20 protein-coding genes are annotated in these 20,498 nt (G+C 40.0%); 13 read left to right on the forward strand and 7 right to left on the reverse strand.

The features are described from left to right. The first annotated feature begins 30 nt into the window (after window positions 1-30). From udk to apf, 5 genes are all read left to right on the forward strand, one after another. A complete protein-coding gene (gene udk / locus AC4PHI_RS01705) occupies window positions 31-666 on the forward strand; it encodes a uridine kinase (protein WP_492200604.1) in 636 nt (211 codons plus the stop codon). A gap of 286 nt (window positions 667-952) precedes the next feature. Then, the gene (locus AC4PHI_RS01710; protein ID WP_492200605.1) at window positions 953-1,789 is read left to right on the forward strand and encodes an AraC family transcriptional regulator; all 837 of its coding nucleotides are present in this window, start codon (window positions 953-955) and stop codon (window positions 1,787-1,789) included. 96 nt (window positions 1,790-1,885) lie between these two features. After that, entirely contained in the window at window positions 1,886-3,163 is a 1,278-nt protein-coding gene (locus AC4PHI_RS01715; protein WP_492200606.1) for a PTS sugar transporter subunit IIC, read from the forward strand. A 1-nt stretch (window position 3,164) separates the two neighbouring features. Beyond that, window positions 3,165-5,384, forward strand: a complete 2,220-nt coding sequence (bglX, locus tag AC4PHI_RS01720; RefSeq protein WP_492200607.1) for a beta-glucosidase BglX — start codon at window positions 3,165-3,167, stop codon at window positions 5,382-5,384. Between the two features lie 769 nt (window positions 5,385-6,153). After that, window positions 6,154-6,720 carry an aggregation-promoting factor gene (gene apf / locus AC4PHI_RS01725; RefSeq protein ID WP_492200608.1) on the forward strand — a complete coding sequence of 189 codons (567 nt, stop codon included), beginning with the start codon at window positions 6,154-6,156 and terminating at the stop codon, window positions 6,718-6,720. Window positions 6,721-6,772: 52 nt separating this feature from the next. On the opposite strand, the gene AC4PHI_RS01730 is transcribed toward apf, so the two are convergent. Together AC4PHI_RS01730 and AC4PHI_RS01735 are read right to left on the reverse strand one after the other, a co-directional pair. Next, the gene (locus AC4PHI_RS01730; RefSeq protein WP_492200609.1) at window positions 6,773-7,081 is read right to left on the reverse strand and encodes a GIY-YIG nuclease family protein; all 309 of its coding nucleotides are present in this window, start codon (window positions 7,079-7,081) and stop codon (window positions 6,773-6,775) included. After that, on the reverse strand, window positions 7,071-7,805 hold the full coding sequence (locus AC4PHI_RS01735) for a tRNA1(Val) (adenine(37)-N6)-methyltransferase (RefSeq protein WP_492201512.1): 735 nt from the start codon (window positions 7,803-7,805) through the stop codon (window positions 7,071-7,073). Before AC4PHI_RS01735 ends, AC4PHI_RS01730 begins: the two co-directional genes overlap by 11 nt. A gap of 147 nt (window positions 7,806-7,952) precedes the next feature. Here AC4PHI_RS01735 and AC4PHI_RS01740 point away from each other — a divergent pair, with 147 nt between their 5' ends. Continuing rightward, complete coding sequence (locus AC4PHI_RS01740) at window positions 7,953-8,570, forward strand: lysophospholipid acyltransferase family protein (protein ID WP_492200610.1); 618 nt, start codon at window positions 7,953-7,955, stop codon at window positions 8,568-8,570. A 76-nt stretch (window positions 8,571-8,646) separates the two neighbouring features. Here AC4PHI_RS01740 and AC4PHI_RS01745 read toward each other — a convergent pair whose 3' ends face one another. The 5 genes from AC4PHI_RS01745 to rpsT form a co-directional block, all read right to left on the reverse strand. Further along, window positions 8,647-9,186 (reverse strand): HAD-IIIA family hydrolase, encoded by a 540-nt coding sequence (locus AC4PHI_RS01745; RefSeq protein WP_492200611.1) that lies wholly within the window; start codon window positions 9,184-9,186, stop codon window positions 8,647-8,649. A 125-nt stretch (window positions 9,187-9,311) separates the two neighbouring features. Continuing rightward, window positions 9,312-9,530, reverse strand: coding sequence for a hypothetical protein (locus AC4PHI_RS01750; protein ID WP_492200612.1), 219 nt, complete (start codon window positions 9,528-9,530; stop codon window positions 9,312-9,314). 464 nt (window positions 9,531-9,994) lie between these two features. After that, the gene (locus tag AC4PHI_RS01755; RefSeq protein ID WP_492200613.1) at window positions 9,995-10,591 is read right to left on the reverse strand and encodes a TVP38/TMEM64 family protein; all 597 of its coding nucleotides are present in this window, start codon (window positions 10,589-10,591) and stop codon (window positions 9,995-9,997) included. Between the two features lie 157 nt (window positions 10,592-10,748). Next, a complete protein-coding gene (locus tag AC4PHI_RS01760) occupies window positions 10,749-11,609 on the reverse strand; it encodes a polysaccharide deacetylase family protein (RefSeq protein WP_492200614.1) in 861 nt (286 codons plus the stop codon). Window positions 11,610-11,914: 305 nt separating this feature from the next. Continuing rightward, window positions 11,915-12,175: a 30S ribosomal protein S20 gene (gene rpsT / locus AC4PHI_RS01765; protein WP_492200615.1), complete on the reverse strand. Its 261-nt coding sequence runs from the start codon at window positions 12,173-12,175 to the stop codon at window positions 11,915-11,917. 257 nt (window positions 12,176-12,432) lie between these two features. Between rpsT and AC4PHI_RS01770 the strand changes: the two genes are divergently transcribed. The 7 genes from AC4PHI_RS01770 to recA all read left to right on the forward strand — a co-directional run bounded on the left by AC4PHI_RS01770 (window position 12,433) and on the right by recA (window position 20,335). Further along, window positions 12,433-13,467, forward strand: a complete 1,035-nt coding sequence (locus AC4PHI_RS01770) for an inorganic phosphate transporter (RefSeq protein WP_492201513.1) — start codon at window positions 12,433-12,435, stop codon at window positions 13,465-13,467. A gap of 27 nt (window positions 13,468-13,494) precedes the next feature. Then, window positions 13,495-14,118 (forward strand): DUF47 domain-containing protein, encoded by a 624-nt coding sequence (locus AC4PHI_RS01775; RefSeq protein WP_492200616.1) that lies wholly within the window; start codon window positions 13,495-13,497, stop codon window positions 14,116-14,118. Window positions 14,119-14,496: 378 nt separating this feature from the next. Continuing rightward, window positions 14,497-15,528, forward strand: coding sequence for a branched-chain amino acid aminotransferase (locus AC4PHI_RS01780; RefSeq protein WP_492200617.1), 1,032 nt, complete (start codon window positions 14,497-14,499; stop codon window positions 15,526-15,528). A gap of 179 nt (window positions 15,529-15,707) precedes the next feature. Then, window positions 15,708-16,247 carry a DUF924 family protein gene (locus tag AC4PHI_RS01785; RefSeq protein ID WP_492200618.1) on the forward strand — a complete coding sequence of 180 codons (540 nt, stop codon included), beginning with the start codon at window positions 15,708-15,710 and terminating at the stop codon, window positions 16,245-16,247. Window positions 16,248-16,481: 234 nt separating this feature from the next. After that, window positions 16,482-17,723 (forward strand): glycosyltransferase family 4 protein, encoded by a 1,242-nt coding sequence (locus AC4PHI_RS01790; protein ID WP_492200619.1) that lies wholly within the window; start codon window positions 16,482-16,484, stop codon window positions 17,721-17,723. A 135-nt stretch (window positions 17,724-17,858) separates the two neighbouring features. Further along, entirely contained in the window at window positions 17,859-19,112 is a 1,254-nt protein-coding gene (locus tag AC4PHI_RS01795) for a competence/damage-inducible protein A (RefSeq protein ID WP_492200620.1), read from the forward strand. A 182-nt stretch (window positions 19,113-19,294) separates the two neighbouring features. Beyond that, complete coding sequence (recA, locus tag AC4PHI_RS01800; RefSeq protein WP_492200621.1) at window positions 19,295-20,335, forward strand: recombinase RecA; 1,041 nt, start codon at window positions 19,295-19,297, stop codon at window positions 20,333-20,335. Window positions 20,336-20,498: the final 163 nt, after the last annotated feature.

Below are 20,498 nucleotides of genomic sequence, written 5' to 3' on the forward strand. Positions count from 1 at the left end.
GGAAGAGTAAATGATGAAAGAGGTAGTCTAATGGCGGATAGAAAAAGCCCCGTGTTGATTGGTGTCACAGGAGGTTCCGGCAGCGGAAAAACAAGTGTCAGCCGGGCGATTTTGAAAAAATTTACTACAGAGCATTCGATCGTTCTCTTTGAGCAAGATTCTTATTATAAGAATCAAAGTCATCTCACGTTTGAGGAACGTCTGAAAACCAATTACGATCACCCGTTAGCGTTTGATACTGACTTGCTGATTAATCATTTGACAGCTTTGTTGAATTATCAGGCGATAGAAAAACCGGTGTATGATTATGATGCTCACACACGCAGTGAGAAGGTTGAACATCAGGAACCTAAAGAAGTCATTATCATCGAAGGCATTTTGATTTTAGAAGATAAACGTCTACGCGATTTGATGGACATCAAAGTTTATGTGGATACAGAAGATGATATCCGCCTGATTCGCAGAATCAAACGGGACATGGTGGAAAGGGGCCGTACCTTAGAGTCGGTAATCCATCAATACTTGACGGTGGTCAAACCGATGTACCATCAGTTTATTGAGCCTACCAAAAAATACGCGGACATCATTGTTCCTCAAGGCGGAGAAAATCAAGTTGCGATTGATTTACTGACAACTAAAATTTCATCTATCGTTGAAAAACATTGATATCATAATTCTGACAGGTCTGTAGGGGGGTTGTTCTCCTTAAGACCTGTTTTTTTATCCTTTAAGTCTGGAAAAACTAGCCATTGGATTGCGACGAGAGTTTAAAATAGGTAAAATAAAGTAAAGTGAACGGTTTTTGAACAAAAGTATTAAAAAAGAGTTGCAGGGTCGTTTAAAGAAAAATTATGGATGGTAAGTTAACTTATAACATTAGTGTGGAAATATTTTTTGCATATTTCCGTCTGTCTGGTCTGTCGGAAATGACTTTATATCAGGAGGTAAAAACATGTCTAAACCATTTTTTTATGAAAGGATTACTCCCACCGACAATTATCCTTATAAGATTTTTACGTTTCAAACGAAATCGCCAGACCGTTTTATTTCCCCTCATTGGCATGAGAGTGCAGAGCTGCTATTTTGTTTGTCAGGTGAGTTGGAAGTCAGCTTTCATAATAATAAGTATTTGTTAAAAGGAAATGAGAGCCTCTTTATCAATTCGAATCATGTTCATTCCTCTAGAAGTCCCATTCCAGCCGAGTGTCTGGCACTTCAATTTCCTTTGGACTTTTTACAAGAAATCACCATCGGAAAATATTATAAAAACATATTGTTTGATTTGAATCCTGAAAATACTGACCCGGGGATAACTGAAATACTAAACTCGATTGCCCAGTTTTTTTCTACGCCCTCAGTGAGCAATCATCTTCTTGTGAAATCACGTATTTATGAAATGTTTGCAATTCTTTACGAAAAGCATACGTACCCAATGCCGGAAGTGAAAGAAGTGAAGTCAGCAAAGCATCTCGAAAAAATGAGGCAAATCAATCAATACATTTTAGACAACTATACGAGAGATCTATCAATTGAAGAGGTCGCTTCCGAGTTTAATTACAATTCCTCCTATTTTTCCAGGTTTTATAAAAAATTTATGGGCATCACTTTCACTGAGTATTTAAATTCTGTTCGTTTAGAAACAGCCTACAAAGAATTGCGGGACAGTGACCGGACGATTTTAGAAATCAGTTTAAACAGTGGTTTTGCTAACATTCGGTCATTTTATAATGTTTTTCATAAAAATTTCGGTCTTTCACCACAATATTACCGGAAAAAATATTTTAAATAAAAGTCATTAAATTTCCGATTTATCGTCAAAAAGAGCCAAGAGTTGAAAGCGTTATTATCCTATAATAGAGATAATAAAGAAGTAGGAGGAATAACAATGAAAGATAAGATTATAGGTTTTTTTGACAGGCTCTCTCCTTGGTTTGACAAAATGGGAACAAATCCTTATTTGCAAGCAATATCGGGAGCAATGATGTCCACGTTAGGACCCGCTTTTATCGGTTCTATCTCGGTTCTTTTTATCGTTTTGATGAACATGGTCCCGTCTCTCGGCAAGTTAACCAATGTTGTGAGTCTGTTGGCAAAAGTAAATACAGTGACTTTAGGAGCTCTGGCAGTTTATATTGCTGTATTGATGGCTTATCACTTAGTAAGGAGATTGGATGAGAACGAAGATCCGATTTCAGCAGCAATTATTTCATTACTTAGTTTTTTAATTATTACACCTTTAGGACAAATGGCAGATGAATCTATGGGGATTCCAACAACGTGGCTGGGAGCACAAGGTGTTTTTTCAGCTATGATTGTTGGTTTGGTCAGTGCCCGCCTTTACTTAGCCATTAAACACCGCGGCTGGACAATAAAAATGCCTGCTGGCGTACCGCCTATGGTCACAAGAATGTTTGAAGCACTGATACCGACGATTTTACTAGGAACAGCATTTGTACTTATTGATTTTTTTTTCAGTATGACAGCTTTTGGCAGTATGCACCAATTTGTCTATACAGTTATTCAAGTTCCACTAAAAGGTATCGGTGGTTCCATTGGCGCCATGATCCTGTTGAGTCTGATTCAGCAAGTGCTGTGGTTTTTCGGTATCCATGGCACCAACGTCATTTTGCCGTTGGTCACACCACTATGGATGGCCATGGATGTGGAGAATTTGGAAGCTGTTCAGGCAGGTTTAGCACCGCCAAATATTGTGGGACTTGCATTCTTTAATATTATTACTTGGGGCGGTCTCGCTTTAGGGCTTGTCTTATTGATGTTGCGGGCAAAAAGTAAACAATATCGAGAAGTCGGAAAGATATCACTTATCCCTGCATTGTTTGGGATTACTGAACCGGTAATTTTCGGAACGCCGTTAGTCTTGAATTTTAATTTGGCAGTACCCTTTATCACAAACAATACCATTTCCTTGATTTTGGCCTATGTCTTGACGAAAGTGGGCATAGTAGCACGATTCAAAGGAGTCCAAGCAATTTTTGGTCTGCCTTTAGGTTTTCACGGTGCGGTACAAGGAAGCATTTCGATTATTCTCTTACAATTATTTATACAGCTGATTCTTTCCACACTTCTATGGTATCCATGGTTCAAGAGGATGGATAATCGTACATATCAACAGGAGCAGGAAGCAGAAAAGGTGGCGGATTAATATGCAAGAATCCAAACTTCTTGAATTATTACATTCATTATCATGGGCAGAAAAAGTCGGGCAACTCGTCCAATTATCAGGTGATTTCTTTCATGATGAAGAATTATCAACCGGTCCAAAACAAAAGTTAGGGATTACTGAAGAAACCGTAAGATTGTCGGGTTCTGTGTTGAATGTGACAGGTGCAGAAACTACTAAAAGGGTTCAGGAACAATATTTAGCAAACAGCCGACACAAAATCCCATTATTATTCATGGCGGATATTATTTATGGTTACCGGACCGTGTTTCCGATTCCCCTTGGCTTGGGGGCAACATGGAATCCCGAGTTGATACGCCAGGCCTTTGAAGTGTCTGCTGAAGAATCTCGTTCTGCTGGAGCTCACGTTACTTTCGCTCCAATGATTGATTTAGTTCGGGATGCCAGATGGGGACGTTGTCTGGAATCGACTGGTGAAGACCCTCTTTTAAATGCTGACTTTGCAGCAGCGATGGTCAAGGGGATTCAGAAAGAACAAAATGGTGTACTGGAAGGCATTGCTTCATGTGTAAAACATTTTGCCGCTTATGGGGCTGCCGAAGGGGGACGCGAGTATAACACGGTGGACATGAGTGAACGACGTTTGAGACAAGATTATTTAAGCGGCTATAAGGCTGCTGTTGATGCGGGATGTAAACTTGTGATGACTTCTTTTAATACATATGATGGTGTTCCTGTCACAGGAAATGAATTTTTGTTAAAGCGTTTATTGAGAGAAGAATGGGGCTTTGACGGTGTTATCATTTCGGATTATGCTGCAGTACAAGAGTTGATCGCTCACGGAATAGCGAAAGATGAAAAAGACGCTACGCTGCTTGCTATGCGGGCAACCAATGATATTGATATGAAAACTGGATGCTATGCCAATCAGTTGGAACCGTTACTCAAAGAAGGAAAGATTGATCCTGAACTAATCAATGAAGCGGTATGGCGTGTACTGAAATTAAAAAACGATTTAGGTTTGTTTGAGGATCCTTACCGGGGCGCGACCGCTGAACTTGAGGAACAGACACTGTTAACGCCAGAAAATAGATTACTGGCCCGTCAAGTGGCATCAGAAGCCGTAGTTTTATTAAAAAACAAAAAGGATGTTCTTCCGCTAGTGCCGGACAGAGAAAAAATCTTATTAGTAGGTCCATACGGTGATAAACAAGATATCATAGGACTGTGGGCGGTTCATGGCAAATCCTCTGATGTTATTTCTATAAAGGCAGCAATGGAAAGAAAATTATCCCCGGATAGATTTACATTTGAAAAAGGCTGTGATTTGCTGGATGACTATCAATTCCTTGGTGAATTTGGAGCAACGAAGGAACAGATTGCCTCTGTTGGGATGTCGCCAGAACAGCGAATCGATGCTTTAAACGATGCTCTGTCTGCCGGGAAAGAAGCAGATGTCATTATTTTTGCAATGGGAGAGCATACCATGCAAAGCGGTGAAGCGGGAAGTCGGACAGATATCACATTGCCAGAGATTCAAAAAGAATTTATCAAACAGATGATAGCCTTGAACAAAAAGAATATCTTGCTTTCATTTAGCGGTAGACCCTTGGTTTACACAGAAGAAATGCAGCAGATGGATGCTATTTTACAGGTATGGTTCCCGGGACTGGAAGGTGGCAATGCTATTGCGGATATTTTATTTGGAGAGACGAATCCTTCGGGACGTTTAAGCATGTCTTTCCCCTATTCTGTGGGACAAATGCCGCTGTATTATAATGAATTTAAAACTGGCCGACCTTTAGACAGCACCACCCACAAAGGAAGATTTGTTACAAAATACCTTGATAGCCCGAATGAAGCTCTCTTCCCGTTTGGCTATGGTTTGAGCTACAGTGATGTTAAGTACAGCGATTTAGTGTTGAGTGATAAGGAAATGACCAATCAGCTGACTATCAGTGTGGATATAAAAAATGAATCGGATTGGGCTTGTTTGGAGACCGTTCAACTGTACATTCAAGATGTGACTGGTTCCGTTGTACGTCCAGTCAAAGAATTGAAGAAGTATAAAAAAATCCGCTTAAAAGCAAAAGAGAAAAAGACAATTCATTTTGACTTACGAAGAGAGGACTTGCATTATTATCAGCAAGATATGAGCTTTGGCGTAGAACCGGGAGAATTTATCGTGTTTGTCGGGAAAAACTCGCGGGATACTCTTGATGACCGTTTCGAGCTGCTCTAGCAAATTGATAATTAGGTAAACTTGGGTATAAAATAAATCAATGGTAAAAAAACATTGTTACTTGTAAATATTTTCCAAGTCGAAAGAGACTGACCGATAAGTTGTCTTCATATCTAATGCAGAAAAATTTAAAAATTAAAAACCCCTTGAAATCATTTTTTTAGAAAACTGGTTTCAGGGGATTTTTTTATTTTGTGACTTTCGGTTCAGCCTCTTCCAATTTTTTGTTTAATTATTTAACTTCTTTTCTTGATTTTCTGAAAATCGCTGGGTTAAGGAAAATTTGATTTTAGCAGGTGTAAAACAATTAACTATGGTAAGAGACCCGCCATAATGCTTTGTTTTCAGTAGTTTTTTCGAAAAAGTGTCAGTAAAGATTGTAATAATTCGTAATAAACAGACTGAAAAACAGTGTTCTCACTTGGAAAAAACAGTTGAACTAAAAAATAAAATGAATTTTTTGCAGGATGTTCTCGGTAAATTGTTATTCTTCTTTTTCTAAAAATGCACTTTAAATTTTTCGCTAATTTTAAAAACGTGATGCATAAAGCGTTGATATAGCAATGCTAACTAATAATAAGTGTTTTTTATGCTCATTTTTTAACAAGAAATTATTATTTTATTTTTTGGTTATCTATTACAAATCGTCATATTTAAAGCGGAACTGTTATAGTTTAAATAAATTTGTGTAATATTGCTATGGTTTAATAGGTGACGTGCTAAAGAGATGGCACGGAATAAACTTTAGGAATCAAAGGAGAAATATTTTATGAAATTAACAAAGTTACTTGTAGGACTGAGCATTGCCGGAGTAGCAACATTATTACTCGGAGCTAAATCAGCAAGTGCAGCAGAAGTTTCCCATACTGTTCAAAGTGGTGAGACTTTATCCAGTATCTCAGAAAAGTATTATGGAGATGCTTCTCATTACGTGACAATCGCCAACGAAAATAATCTTTCAGATGTTAACTATATCGTGACTGGACAAGTCTTGACATTCGATACAGACAATAAAGAAGTAGATACTGTGCTTCAAAATACATCTGTGAATCAGGCACCAGCAGTACAACAGGCTGCACCAGCAGCTCCGGCACCGGCAGCCAACTATACTGGTGATGCTTCTTCCGCGAAAGAATGGATTGCCATGAAAGAATCTGGCGGCAGCTATTCCGCTACGAATGGTCGTTACATTGGTCGTTACCAGTTAGATAGTTCTTATCTAAACGGAGATTATTCTCCAAGCAACCAGGAAAGAGTGGCAGACAGCTATGTTGCTGGCCGCTATGGCTCATGGGAAAATGCCCAACAATTTTGGTTGGCTAACGGCTGGTACTAAAATTTTTAAATAAACAAAAGAAATGAATGAAAAACATCCCCAAACCTGACGCTCAGTGTTTGGGGATGTTTTCTTTATCGCTTAGATTTTTATCTGGGGACTGCTTTTGGAGATAAACTTCCTTTTGCGGACGTGTGAGTTGTTTAAATGCATATTCAGCTTTGGTTGCCTTGCTCCTTGTGTCGAAACTTTCCAGATGAATCATCTTTGCGGGGCGTCTTTTGGGCGGATGAGTATACTTGGCCCCTGTACCGCTATTATGTTCCTTCAGTCTGCGTGCCGGTTCGGTCGTGTAGCCGGCATAAAAAGTATTGTCGGCACACTGAAGCACGTAAAAATAATGTTTCGGTTTATTTTCCATAAAGCATCTCTGCGACTTCCGGCAAATATTGGTTGTCATCATCATAGACATACAAAGGAGGCAAAATTTTAAGGCCGCCGGATTTTCCGTTGCGGATACCTTCGATCAGCAAAACATTGGCTTCTTTATGTTTTTTAGGATAAACTAACTGCATCCGTTTGGGAGTCAGCAAGTGTTTTTCCATAAGCTGTAAAATTTCCACTAGTCTTTCCGGACGGTGAACCATACTGAATTTACCGTTCATTTTTAAAAGTCCCGCTGACATGGCGATTACTTCTTCTAAATTTGTGTGAAGTTCATGTCTGGCTATGGCTAAATGTGGATTAGGGTTTTTGGTGTTTGTCGGCAATTCCTTAAAATATGGCGGGTTGCAAACCACCGAATCTACGCTGTCTTTTGGGATAAAGCGGGTTGTCTCTTTTAAATCAATGGTCAAAATTTCCATTTGATTGTTCAAGTCGTTTAGCAGGATACTTCTTTTTGCCATATCTGCCAATCGTTCCTGAAGCTCTACGCCGATGATTTTTCCGTTTGTCCGCTGGCTGATGAATAATCCTACGGCCCCGTTTCCGGCACACAAATCCACAATGGTTCCCTTTTTCGGAACTTTGGCAAAATTAGCCAGCAGCACCGCATCAAGAGAAAAAGAAAATACCTCAGGGCTTTGGATAATCTGTACCCCTTCGGCTATTAATTGGTCGATACGTTCATTAGAATAAATGATAGGTTTCATTGTTTACTCTCCCTAGTCATGATCGTGTTACATTATAGCATGAAAGCTGTTAATTTTTTAAAAGATTATTCGAAAAAATAGATAACTATGGTAAAATCTAAAGAGACTTCTATATAAGAACGAAAGAGTGGATAAAAAATGTTTTTTAGATTTATGCGTCAAGTGGCGAAAATCATTGTCTTCCTAGTCAATGGGCGCGCCTCTTATGAACAAAAAGAAAAATTGCCTGAGGGTAACTATATATTGGTTGGTCCTCACCGCACGTGGTGGGACCCAATTTATTTCGCATTAGCCGCTTCTCCGAAAGAATTTTGCTTTATGGCAAAGTCGGAATTATTTAAAAATCCTGTTCTTCGCTGGATTTTGGTCCATGCCCATGCTTTTCCTGTGGATCGGGATAATCCGGGACCTAGTGTGATTAAAACGCCTGTAAAAAATTTGCGGGGAAGTGAGCTGAGTTTGATCATGTTTCCTAGCGGGACACGCCATTCTGAAGAACTGAAAGGCGGTGCGGCCTTGATTGCTAAAATGGCAAAAGTGCCAATCGTTCCGGCAGTCTATCAAGGACCATTGACTCTTGGCGGTTTGTTTAAGAGAAAGAAAGTTACCATCCGCTTTGGTGACCCTATTGATATCTCTGATATTGGCAAATTAGACCAAGCTGCGATTGAAGTAGTGGAAGAAAGAATGCGTGCTGCATTTAATCAAATCGATAAAGAAATCGACCCTGATTTTAAATACGAAATCAAATCTTAAGGCGTGTTGAAGTGTTGCAGAGTCAGTCTGCATTGAATCGAAAAAATTAAAACTATCCTTCTTGGCAGTGTTGCTGTCAGGAAGGATAGTTTGTGTGGTTCAGTTCATCGATGATTTCTGCGGCGTCCAGCAAATTTTTTGCTATATAGGTGGGGTGCATCCGTGCATGATACAGTTGTTCAATAGTAAAATCTTTGCTTACACCTGTTGTGACCAACAGGCTGTCTATCCCTACATGATGGGCACAAGCAATGTCTGTCTCAAGGGAGTCGCCGATCATGAGACATTTTTCGGGAATCAACTGGTATTTTTTTCTGGCTTGCTCGAATAAACCGGTTTTCGGCTTATGGCATCGACAATCTGCCAGTTTGTGATGGGGACAGATAAAGACATCGGTCATCCCTAATGTATAAAGCTCATTCACGAAATCTGCCTGATTGATTTCAGGCGTGTAAAATTTAGGCTGATTTGTTAAGACAATAATATCTAGAGACATTTCTCGCAGCATGGAAATGGCACTCACTACTTCTGGATAATAGACAAATTTGTTTCCGGTATAGGTTTTAATTGTTTCTCCTAACGTGCCATCACGGCTGATTAAGATGGTTTCTATCATAAGGCCCCCCAAGGTTGCGACGTCTATTTTATTGTATCAGTGAACCATCAGGAAAGAAAGAGACAGAGATGGTTTGTTTTTTGATGCAGTTATGACACCCATTATAATTTCCTAAAATTGATATCTTAAAGATTTAAAGTGAATTTATCTATAAATTTATTAATAGCCCATAAAAAAATGATTGCTCCTATAGTTTTTGTGGCTAGTTTTCCGAGAAAAATAGCTACAAACAACTCTCCAAAATAACCAGCAGCTTCAATATTATAAATGAGATTTTGTGGCATGAAATATAGATATACTACAAAGATAATGGTAACTATTAGTTTTATGATCTCTTTAATCATGAAACTCACCTCCTCTTAGACATTAAAAAGTTAATCTGCTCTCAATATGCGATATTTATTGTGTTCATAGGCATTCTTTATTGCAAAAATAACAGCCGCACTTGTATCCATATATTTATATCAGTACTATTTTTCGTCGGTGCTTTTATATAATAGCTAGTTTTAATCTTCTAAGTATACTCATATTTTACCACTAAATTGTTTAAACATACCCTAGTATTCTCAAATCATATTAATTTCTCTAAATCCACCAGCTTCAGGTGTTTCCCAATAAACTCTCATTATTGGTTATATTTGCTAGTTACAGTATATTGTTGAGAGAATGTTTTTTATGGAAGTGATTCGGGGACTATAAAAAAATCCGAAAAGAGGATCCTCTTTTCGGATGTTCAGTCTGTACTGAAATTAAAATGTTATTGAGAAATTCTGTTTAAAAGAAATGGATGATAAGAAAACCAATCAAATTATCCCAGTAATCCCGCCAGCAGATTTCCGCCATGGACCAGTGCCATACTGTACATGAAGATGGAAAGGGGTTTGCCTAGCAAAATAATCATGGTAAATTTTTTTAAAGAAATGCTGGTCAAGCCAGCCATCAAACACAGAGCATCATCTGGAGCCATCGGCAGGAAAATTGCCAGTGAAAATAATTTGTCAAATCGGCCTTGATTGTCCAGCCAACTCAAATATTTATTGTAAGTTTTGTCGCTAATCAAACTCAGGACAAAAGGTTTTCCATAAGCTCGGCCTAGCAGGAAAATGATAACCGATCCGATGGCGATTCCTACATAGTTATAGATAAAACCCATCAGCGGTCCGAAAATCAATACGCCGGCAGCAGTGCTGATCCCACCGGGAATAATGGGGATTACTACTTGGATGATTTGGATAAGGATAAAAATCAGCGGTCCGATAATACTAGAAGTGCCCACAAGACTCTGGAGAGCATTCATGTCTTTGAACACACCTAACTGGAAAAAATAGATAGTCAAAAGAATGGAAACGATCAGTCCGCCCATTGAGATGTAATTAATTATTTTTCTTGAAGTTGCAACGTTCATGACATTCAGCTCCTCCGCAATATTACTTAGACAAGAAAAGTTTAATTTTTGTTTCTATACTGAATATAACGTAAATCAAAAACTTTTGCATCATACTATAGGCCTATTTTTTAAAAAAGGGAAAACTTTAAAAAATTTTAATGAGACAAGGTGTTCTCTAATGATAAATGACGTAATTTTCGACGAAATCTCCAAAGGAAATACCATCCAAACCTGGAGGAACAGTGATTCTTTTAAGAGCATAGAGACTGTCAGAAGCCCGCGCTAATCCCGTTTCCATTGTAACTGCCAAAGCGTATCCTGCTTCTTGGGCAGCTTCAATGGAGTCGGCATTGTATTTGCCGTTTGGATAGCTGAGAAGCATGATTTCCTGACCCAGTGTTTGGTCCAGCGATTTTTTTGACTGGGACAACTCTTTCAACTGGTCAGCAAAAGTCATGGCATCCAAGTCGAAATGACGGACAGTATGACTGCCGATGCTAATACAATTGCTGTTGATCATTTCTTTCAAATCATGCTCATTGCAGTAAGTATTGGCATTGAGTTTGCCTTGAATGACATTGATAGTTCCGTGCAGCTCCAATGCTTTTAAAATGGGAAAAGCTTCTTGGTAATTATTTAATAAGCCGCCGTCAAGAGTAACCCAAATGATTTTTTCGGCAGGCTTTATATTGCGAGTCAGCACGATATTTGCCTCTTTGGGACTGAGCGTGTGATACCCCTGTTCTTTCAGCCAGTTCATGTGTGCTTCGAACTCCGCTGGCGATACATTTGAAAGGGAATCGTCACTTTCAGCGATGCTGTGATACCTTAAAATCGGGAAAGCAATCTCTGTGTCAGAAGAAAGCCAGTGAGAGGTGTCTATCTGTGCCTGTTTTTTATCTTTTGCAGCTTGCTTTTCATCTTCTTTGCTATTGCCCGTTGTTTTACCTGTTGACTCTGCAGGCGGTTCGACCAATGTGGCCTTCTTTTCATCTGAACGAATCAAAACGACCGCAAGAATCATAAGTTCTATCAATAAAACGGCAAGCAGTGCCAGAAGTATTTTTCTTTTGATAAAAAAATCCCTCCTTTTTTAACCCGTACTTGCATAATATCATGGAAAGAAGAAATTCACAATCAGTCATGTTAACGTTTTCTTGGGATGGGGAATTGTATCAAGAAGAGTGCGGAGATTTGGAAGCACTAAAAAGTTCAGAAGCGGTTAAGGAGATGGAATCATAAAGAATCTGCATCTTATGGAGATGACTAATTTCATTAGTGAGAATGAAAGATTAAAAAAAGCAAAAAAAAAAAGAGAAGTCGTCCTTCTCTTACTCATGACTATTCAGCTTTCATCATTTTCGCATGCAAACGTGATTTGTCGCGGGCAGCTTTATTTTTATGGATCAAACCTTTTGATTCAGCCATATCAATAGCTCTGTTTGCTATTTTTTGTAAATCAGCCACATTGTCAGCACCTGCTTCGATAGCTTTTTCAAAGTTTTTGATAGCAGTACGCATTGAAGCTTTTTGGCTTGAGTTCAAAGTATTCGTTTTTTCAGTTGTACGAACGCGTTTGATAGCAGATTCAATATTTGGCATATATGTCACCTCCATTAATGTGGGCTTTGAATGTATGATACCAGATACAATTCAACATTCTTCATTATACATAATGGGATTTTAATTTGCAATAATTTTGTGAGCAAAAACCATTTCAGAGCTAAAATACTTTTTAGGATTATTCGCACATAAAAGCGTTTTCTTGCCATAAATAAATGGATACCAATACTGATATTTATGATATGATAGAAAAGAAGTAATTAATTTGATATGGGTGGGTGGATTGATTGGAAAGTATCGATTTTTCGGCTGGGACATTCAACCTGGCATTGATTGTCACGATAATTCTTGTTGTCGGCGTCATATTTGTCAATGGTTGGACAGACGCTCCCAACGCAATTGCGACGGCTATCTCAACTAGGGTGTTGAGTCCGAAAACAGCAATCAGACTAGCAGTCGTGATGAATTTTTTAGGCGCCTTGGTGATGACAGCATTCAACGCGGAAGTAGCCGAAACGATTAGTAATATAGTGTCATTTGGTGATGATCATACAAAAGCACAAGTTGCTTTGGCAGCCTCGCTTTTTGCCATTGTTACGTGGGCGACTGCAGCCTGGTATTTTGGGATACCGACCAGCGAGAGTCATGCACTGATTGCCGGATTGACGGGTGCAGCGATGGCATTGACCGGTTTGAACGCTGTAAATATGAATGAATGGTCGAAAGTGCTTGTTGGTTTGGTGTTTTCAACGCTGGCAGGTTTTTTTGGCGGGTACTTGGTAGTCAAGCTGCTGGCGATAATTTTCAGGTGTGCAGACCGCAGAAAGGCAAATAGTTTTTTTGCCGGCGGACAAGCTTTTGGTGCAGCAGCCAACGCTTTTTTACATGGGGCACAGGACGGACAAAAGTTTATGGGTGTGTTCATGTTAGGGCTTTCATATAACGGGTTTGTAGAAAGCAGCGGCGGGGGATTTGTCATTCCCATCGAAGTTATGGCATTGTGTTCTTTAATCATGGGATTCGGAACATCTGTGGGGGGAATGCGAATCATTAAATCTGTGGGGATGGATATGGCTAAATTGGAGAAGCATCAAGGGTTCGCTGCTGACTTGAGCACGGCGATTGTTTTACTTGTTTGTTCCCTTGGGGGTATCCCAGTTTCAACGACTCACACGAAAACAACTGCTATTATGGGAGTGGGTGCTGCCAGAAGGTTATCCAGTGTGAATTGGACCATAGTAAAAGAAATGGTGTTAGCTTGGGTATTGACGTTCCCGGGATGTGGTTTGATTGCCTATTTGATGGCAAAATTTTTCTTGACGATTTTTTAATTAAGGCAACTATTTAGGAGGATTTCAATGGCTAGAAAAAAAGAATTTGACTATTTTGCAGCATTGACGCAACTGGCACAAAAAGGCGAGGCTGCGGGTAAAGTTTTGTTTGAGATGGTGGAAAATTATGATATCGAAACAGTTCCTGAAAAGGTAGAAAAAATCCATCAGTTAGAAAATGAAGGAGACGATATCGCCCATCAGATTTTGGATGAATTGAACCGCTCATTCATCACCCCTATCGACCGTGAGGATATCGTTTCTGCTACGGAAACACTGGACGACGTGCTGGATGGGATTAATTCTTTAGTATATTTGTTCGATACATACGTCATCGAAGAGATACGTCCGAAAACTGAAAAAATCGCCGGCTATATCGTTGAGGCGACTGAAGGTGTGACTGTGGCAACAAAAGAGTTTGCCAAATTTAAAAACTCCAAAACTTTGGGAAGCATGATTAGTCAGATTAATCATATCGAAGAGAAAACAGATGATTTATATCGGGCATTGTTAAAAGAATTATTTCTCAATGAAGACGACATGCGTTTAGTCATTAAATGGAAAGCTATCTATGAAGGCTTTGAAGCTGTGATCAACTCAGCGGAAATCGCTGCAGATAATTTGCTGGGCTTGGTGATCAAAAATACCTAGTGTGGGTTGTTTTTCTGTTGAGATAGTGCGGTTGAAAACAGAGAAGTCTACTCTTAAAAAGGCGATTAGCACACCATTATGAAAAAACAATGAAAAAACTCATTGACTTCTCATTATTTGTAAGGTAAGATTAGACCATTAAAAGGAGGAATGATGATATGTACCAGTCAACAATAACAGAATCACTCAAACAGACGATCATTCCCCAATCTGCGGATGTCTTATTTATTATTATCTAGTAAGGGATTCTATGACCTAGAGTCCTATTTTGCTTGAAATAAATGGGACGTCAAATAAAGCAAAGTAATCTTTATAACGTCCTTTGACAACAGTCAGGGCGTTTTTTTGTTAACAAAATTTAAGAAAAGAGGATGCAGCATGGAGCAGAAAAAACAGTTGGTCGATTTAGATTGGAAGAATTTAGGTTTCTCTTACATTAAAACAGACTATCGCTACATTTCTTATTGGAAAGACGGAGCATGGGATGAAGGGGAGTTGACAGAGGATAATCAAGTGCATATTAGTGAAGGATCGACCGCTCTTCACTACGGGCAAACTTGTTTTGAAGGACTGAAGGCTTACCGCACAAAATCAGGAGACATACAGCTTTTCCGTCCAGATAGAAACGCCAAAAGGCTGCAGGAAAGTTGCGAGCGTCTGTTGATGCCGGTTGTTTCAGAAGAGAAATTCATTGAAGCCGTGAAACGAGTGGTGAAAGCAAATGAACATTGGATACCGCCGTATGGGACAGAGGGCACGTTGTATATCCGCCCTTATGTGATCGGTGTTGGAGATAATATCGGTGTGCAGCCGGCCAGAGAATATATTTTTTCAGTTTTTGTGATGCCGGTGGGAGCTTATTTTAAAGGCGGCTTAACGCCTACTAATTTTATCGTATCGGAGTATGACCGGGCAGCCAGTCAGGGCACAGGTGCTGTTAAAGTGGGCGGCAATTATGGCAGCAGCTTTTTGCCGTGGGATAAAGCAACGAAACGTCAATTCAGCGATTGTATTTATCTAGACCCTGCCACCCATACTAAGATTGAAGAAGTAGGTTCAGCAAACTTTTTTGCTGTCACCAAGGATGGAACATTTGTCACCCCTGCTTCGCCGTCAATTTTGCCAAGTATCACCAAATATTCTCTTCTTTATTTAGCGGAACATTACCTGAAAATGCCTGTGGTCGAAGGGGATGTTTTCATCGACAAACTGGATGAATATACAGAAGCCGGGGCTTGCGGCACCGCTGCAGTCATCACACCTATCGGCGGGATACAATATAAGGATGATTTCCATGTCTTTTACTCAGAAACGGCAGTCGGTCCGGTAACAACTGAGCTATATGATTTGTTGACAGGGATTCAATTTGGAGATGTGGAAGGACCTGAAGGCTGGATCGTAAAAGTTTAATTTTTTATGAGCTGTCAGATATTTCAGAGCAGGTCTTAGCAAACGGGCATGAAGGTTACTTTTGAACAAAAAATATGTTACTCTTTAGTCGAAGACGCAAGGGCTAGCTACTTAAAAATTTAAAACAGAATTTTGTTTTAAATGAAGTGACCGTGCGACACACTAAAAGGAGTGATTAAATGGGTTATCAAGAAGTGTTAACGTTTTGGTTTGAAGAGTCTCAACCTGAAGACTGGTTTACCAAAAATTTAGATTATGATGAGCAGATTCGTCAGAGATTCAGTTTGCTGCATCAGCAGGCCGCAGCAGGGGAGTTGTGGGAGTGGCGGGAAACGATTCAAGGGCGTTTAGCAGAAATCATCTTGCTGGATCAGTTTTCTCGCAATATGTTCCGCGGGGAGCCACGCTCATTTGCCTATGACAACATGGCTCTTGCGCTCGCACAAGAAGCTTTAAAAGATCCGTCGCTGGATCAGCTTCCTGTTCAGCAGAAAGCCTTTCTGTATATGCCGTTTATGCATTCTGAATCTTTGCGCATCCATGACATCGCCATGAAGCTTTTTTCTGAGGAAGGATTGGAGCACAATTTGACATTTGAAATCAGACATCGTGAAATCATTGAGCGTTTTGGGCGCTATCCTCACAGAAATGAGCTTTTGGGCAGAACATCCACACCGGAAGAATTGACATTTTTGACGGAGCCGGGTTCTTCTTTTTGATAAATTATAAAAAAATCCGGGAGATGGAGACGAACCTGTCTTTTCCCGGAGTTTTTCGCTGCTTAATTTTTATACTACTTTTGTTTTAGAGTATTGAGATAGATACCTTTTGGTTGGTACAGTATCTTTTTAGTGCTGATTTGCCTCCCTTTTATTTCCAGTTTCCATGTATCCGACTATATACAGAGTGAAATATCCAACTTTGGTTGGATATTTTTTATTTGGAAAGAGTGTATGATTAATGTAGTTGGAAATCAAGTGTATGCGGGTTTGAAAAATAAAGGGGAAATTATTATGAAAATAGGGATTTTTTCAGATACGTATTTCCCGCAAGTGAGCGGGGTATCGACATCGATTAAAACATTAAAAGAAGGTTTGGAAACAGCGGGCCATCAAGTGTATATTTTTACTACTTCAGATCCGGCGGCAGAAGCCAGTGAAGAAGGAATCGTGCGTTTGCCGAGTATTCCGTTCTGGTCATTTAAAGATCGCCGCATTGCCGTTTTAGGCAAGAAAAAAGCATTGAAGACGGCTAGAGAATATCAATTGGATGTTGTTCACACGCAAACAGAATTCAGTTTAGGTTTTGTTGGAAAATATGTGGCCGAAAAAATGAACATCCCTCATTTGCATACTTATCATACAATGTATGAAGATTATCTTCATTACATTGCCGGCGGGAAAATGTTGCGTCCGCAACATGTGGCATACTTGTCTCGCTATTTCTGTAATAGTGCTGACGGTATCATCGCACCCAGCAGCAAAGTTGAAAAGCAGCTGCTTCAGTACGGTGTTACAAAACAAATAAAAATTATTCCTACAGGTGTAAATCTGAAAAAGTTCAGTCGGCAATCTGAGGGAAGAGATATCCGGAGGGAATTGGGAATCGCAGATTATCAGCCGCTGATTTTATCTTTGAGCCGTTTATCTAAAGAAAAAAATATTGAAGCCATACTAAAGAGTATGCCTAAAATTTTGAAAAGCCAACCTAATGCGATGTTTGTAGTCGTAGGAGATGGTCCCCAAAAAGAAGAGCTGGAAATACTTGCGGAAGATCTGGGAATTACTGCTTCAGTAATCTTCACCGGTGAGAAAAAAAGTGAAGAAGTCAAAGATTACTACGCTGCTGCAGACGTTTTTGTCAGTGCGTCATCCTCTGAATCTCAAGGATTGACTTATATTGAGGCAATATCCAGTGGCACGTCAATCGTGGCAAAATTAAACAACTACACTCAGAGTTTAGTTGGTCCTAAAGGTGAGCTGGGCAGTCTTTTTGTCAGAGATGAGTCGTTGGCAGAAGTTATTTTAAATCAATTATCAAAAAATGTCTCTGGCGAGGAACAGAAAAAATTTAAAAAGATATTGCTGAATGAAATTTCCAGCGATACTTTTAGTCGGAGAGTCCAGTTCTTTTATGAGGAAGCGGGAGAAACCGCCAAAGAAGCGCCACTCATGCAAATAGTAAATATTTCTTAAAAAGTCGGATAGCAATATCTGGCTTTTTTTTGCTGTGGGGATCCAAACTTATCTCATCTGGCGAAAGTATGTTAAAATTTACTAAATAGTGAGAACATAAGTGTTATGCAAATTATTATGGTAAAGAGGGATAATGTGAAATCAGAAATTATTGCAGTAGGCACAGAGCTCCTGATGGGACAGGTGATAAATACGAATGCGGCTTTTTTGTCGGAAGAGCTGGTGGGATTGGGGTACGATGTGTATCATCATTCCGTTGTTGGAGATAATTTTGTAAGATTGCGTGAAATAATCGAGTTGGCCAGCCAGCGCAGTGAATTGATTATCTTATGCGGCGGTATAGGACCGACAGAAGATGATATTACCCGTGATGTGTTGGCAGATTATCTCGGGGAGACTTTAGTTTTAGATGAGGAGGGAGACAAAAAAATCAAGGCTTACATGGAAGCCCTCGGCAGAAGTGTGACTAAAAACAATCAGCGTCAGGCGTTGATAATAAAAAATGGTCTGGGAATTCAAAATCCGACCGGCTTGGCTGTGGGGACATTCTATCAACGGGAGAATAAAACTTATTTAATCTTACCGGGACCTCCCAGCGAATTGAAGCCGATGTTCTTTGATAAGGTGGTGCCTTTATTGAAGCAAATGTTGCCTCAAAAAGAATTTCTAACTTCAAGAGTGCTGCGCTTCTTTGGCATTGGCGAGTCTCAACTAGTGGCAGAGCTGTCAGAGTTGATTGCCAAGCAAAATAATCCGACGATTGCACCTTATGCTTCCCCTAATGAAGTTCGTTTGCGGTTGACTGTGAAAACTAAAACAGGTTCTGAAGCAATGAAGCTGCTCGACCGAAAAGAAAAGCTGATTATGGATAAGGTCGGAGAGTATTTTTACGGTTATGGGGAAAAAAATAGTTTAGCACATGAGACCATCGCACTACTAAAAAATCGGCAGCAGTCGATTGCTGTGGCGGAGAGTTTGACTGCTGGACTGGTTCAAAGTACCTTAGGGGCCATCCCGGGTGCGTCAGCAGTTTTTTTAGGGGGATTTGTCACCTACACCAATGAAATGAAAGCCAAACTGCTGGGCGTTTCGGAAACGCTTTTGGCGGAACATGGGGCAGTCAGCAGAGAGTGCGCCTTGGCGATGGCGGTACAAACGCAAAAGAAAACAGGTGCAGATTATGCCCTAGCTCTTACGGGAGTTGCCGGCCCGACGGAAGCAGAAGGTAAAAAGGTCGGGACCGTTTGGGTGGCTTTATCAACCAAGACAGGCGAAACCTTGGCAAAAGAATTTCATTTTCAGAGAGACCGCCAGTACATCCAGCATAGTGCTATGATGAATGGTTTAAACATGGTCCGGAAACATATTTTGACAGAAAAGAACAATTAATCGAATGTTTGTTCGCTTTTTATCTTGCTTTTTCAAATAGAAAAAAGTATGATAGACATAGACTTAAATTAGCCGGAAAATGGTGTTTCGCTTTGAAATCATAGGTTTGCAGATGGGAAATCAGCAAGTTGGCAGTCAACCAAAGGAAACATCCTATTAAATAGAAAGAGGAGGATAATAAATTGTCAAATGATCGCAAAGTAGCTTTAGATGCTGCGTTAAAGAAAATAGAAAAAAACTTTGGTAAAGGTTCTGTCATGAAACTGGGAGAGAAAATCGACACACAAATTTCTACTGTTTCCAGCGGTTCAATTGCCTTAGATGTGGCTTTGGGTGTTGGCGGGTATCCGCGGGGGCGTATCGTTGAAGTGTACGGCCCGGAGAGTTCGGGTAAAACAACGGTGGCACTACACGCCATTGCCGAAGTTCAAAAAGCAGGAGGGACCGCTGCTTTTATCGATGCTGAACACGCATTGGACCCAGCCTATGCAGCAAAATTGGGAGTAGATATCAACGAGCTGCTCTTATCCCAGCCAGACACAGGAGAGCAAGGTTTGGAAATTGCCGACGCTCTAGTATCCAGTGGCGCCATTGACATGGTCGTCATTGACTCGGTAGCAGCATTAGTACCTCGGGCTGAAATTGACGGGGAAATGGGCGACAGTCACATGGGATTGCAGGCACGTCTGATGTCGCAAGCCTTGCGTAAATTATCCGGTTCCATCAATAAAACAAAAACGATTGCTATCTTTATTAATCAGATACGTGAAAAAATAGGTGTCATGTTCGGAAATCCCGAGACGACCCCTGGAGGAAGGGCCTTAAAATTTTACTCTTCCGTCCGGTTGGAAGTCCGACGTGCTGAACAAATCAAAAACGGGACCGAAGTAGTAGGGAATCGTACGCGAATCAAAGTTGTAAAAAATAAAGTGGCTCCTCCGTTCAAACAAGTGGAAGTGGATATCATGTATGGTTTGGGGATATCTAAAGTAGGAGAGCTTCTCGATATGGCTGTTGAAAAAGACATCATAGATAAAAGCGGCGCCTGGTACTCATACAAAGAAGAGCGTATGGGACAGGGACGGGAAAACTCCAAGCAGTTTTTGCTTGATAATCCGGAAATCATGGACGAAGTTTATCGCCTGGTACGAGACGAGTACGGCATCGGAGACGGTTCGACAATCGTGGAAGAAGACTTGTCTCTGGAGTTAGATGAGGAGTAATCTGGGGAAATATTTTTAGTTTTTCCTTGTCAAAATAAAATAGGTTGGTATTAAAAAAGCTGTCAAAGATTTTTTGGCGGCTTTTTTCTTTTGATTAAGAGAAGATATCTTTGTTTGCTGGAGAATTATCTTCAAAATTACTTTTATCGTGTTAAAATGAAAT

The organism is Vagococcus sp. QWL-13 (assembly GCF_058683555.1).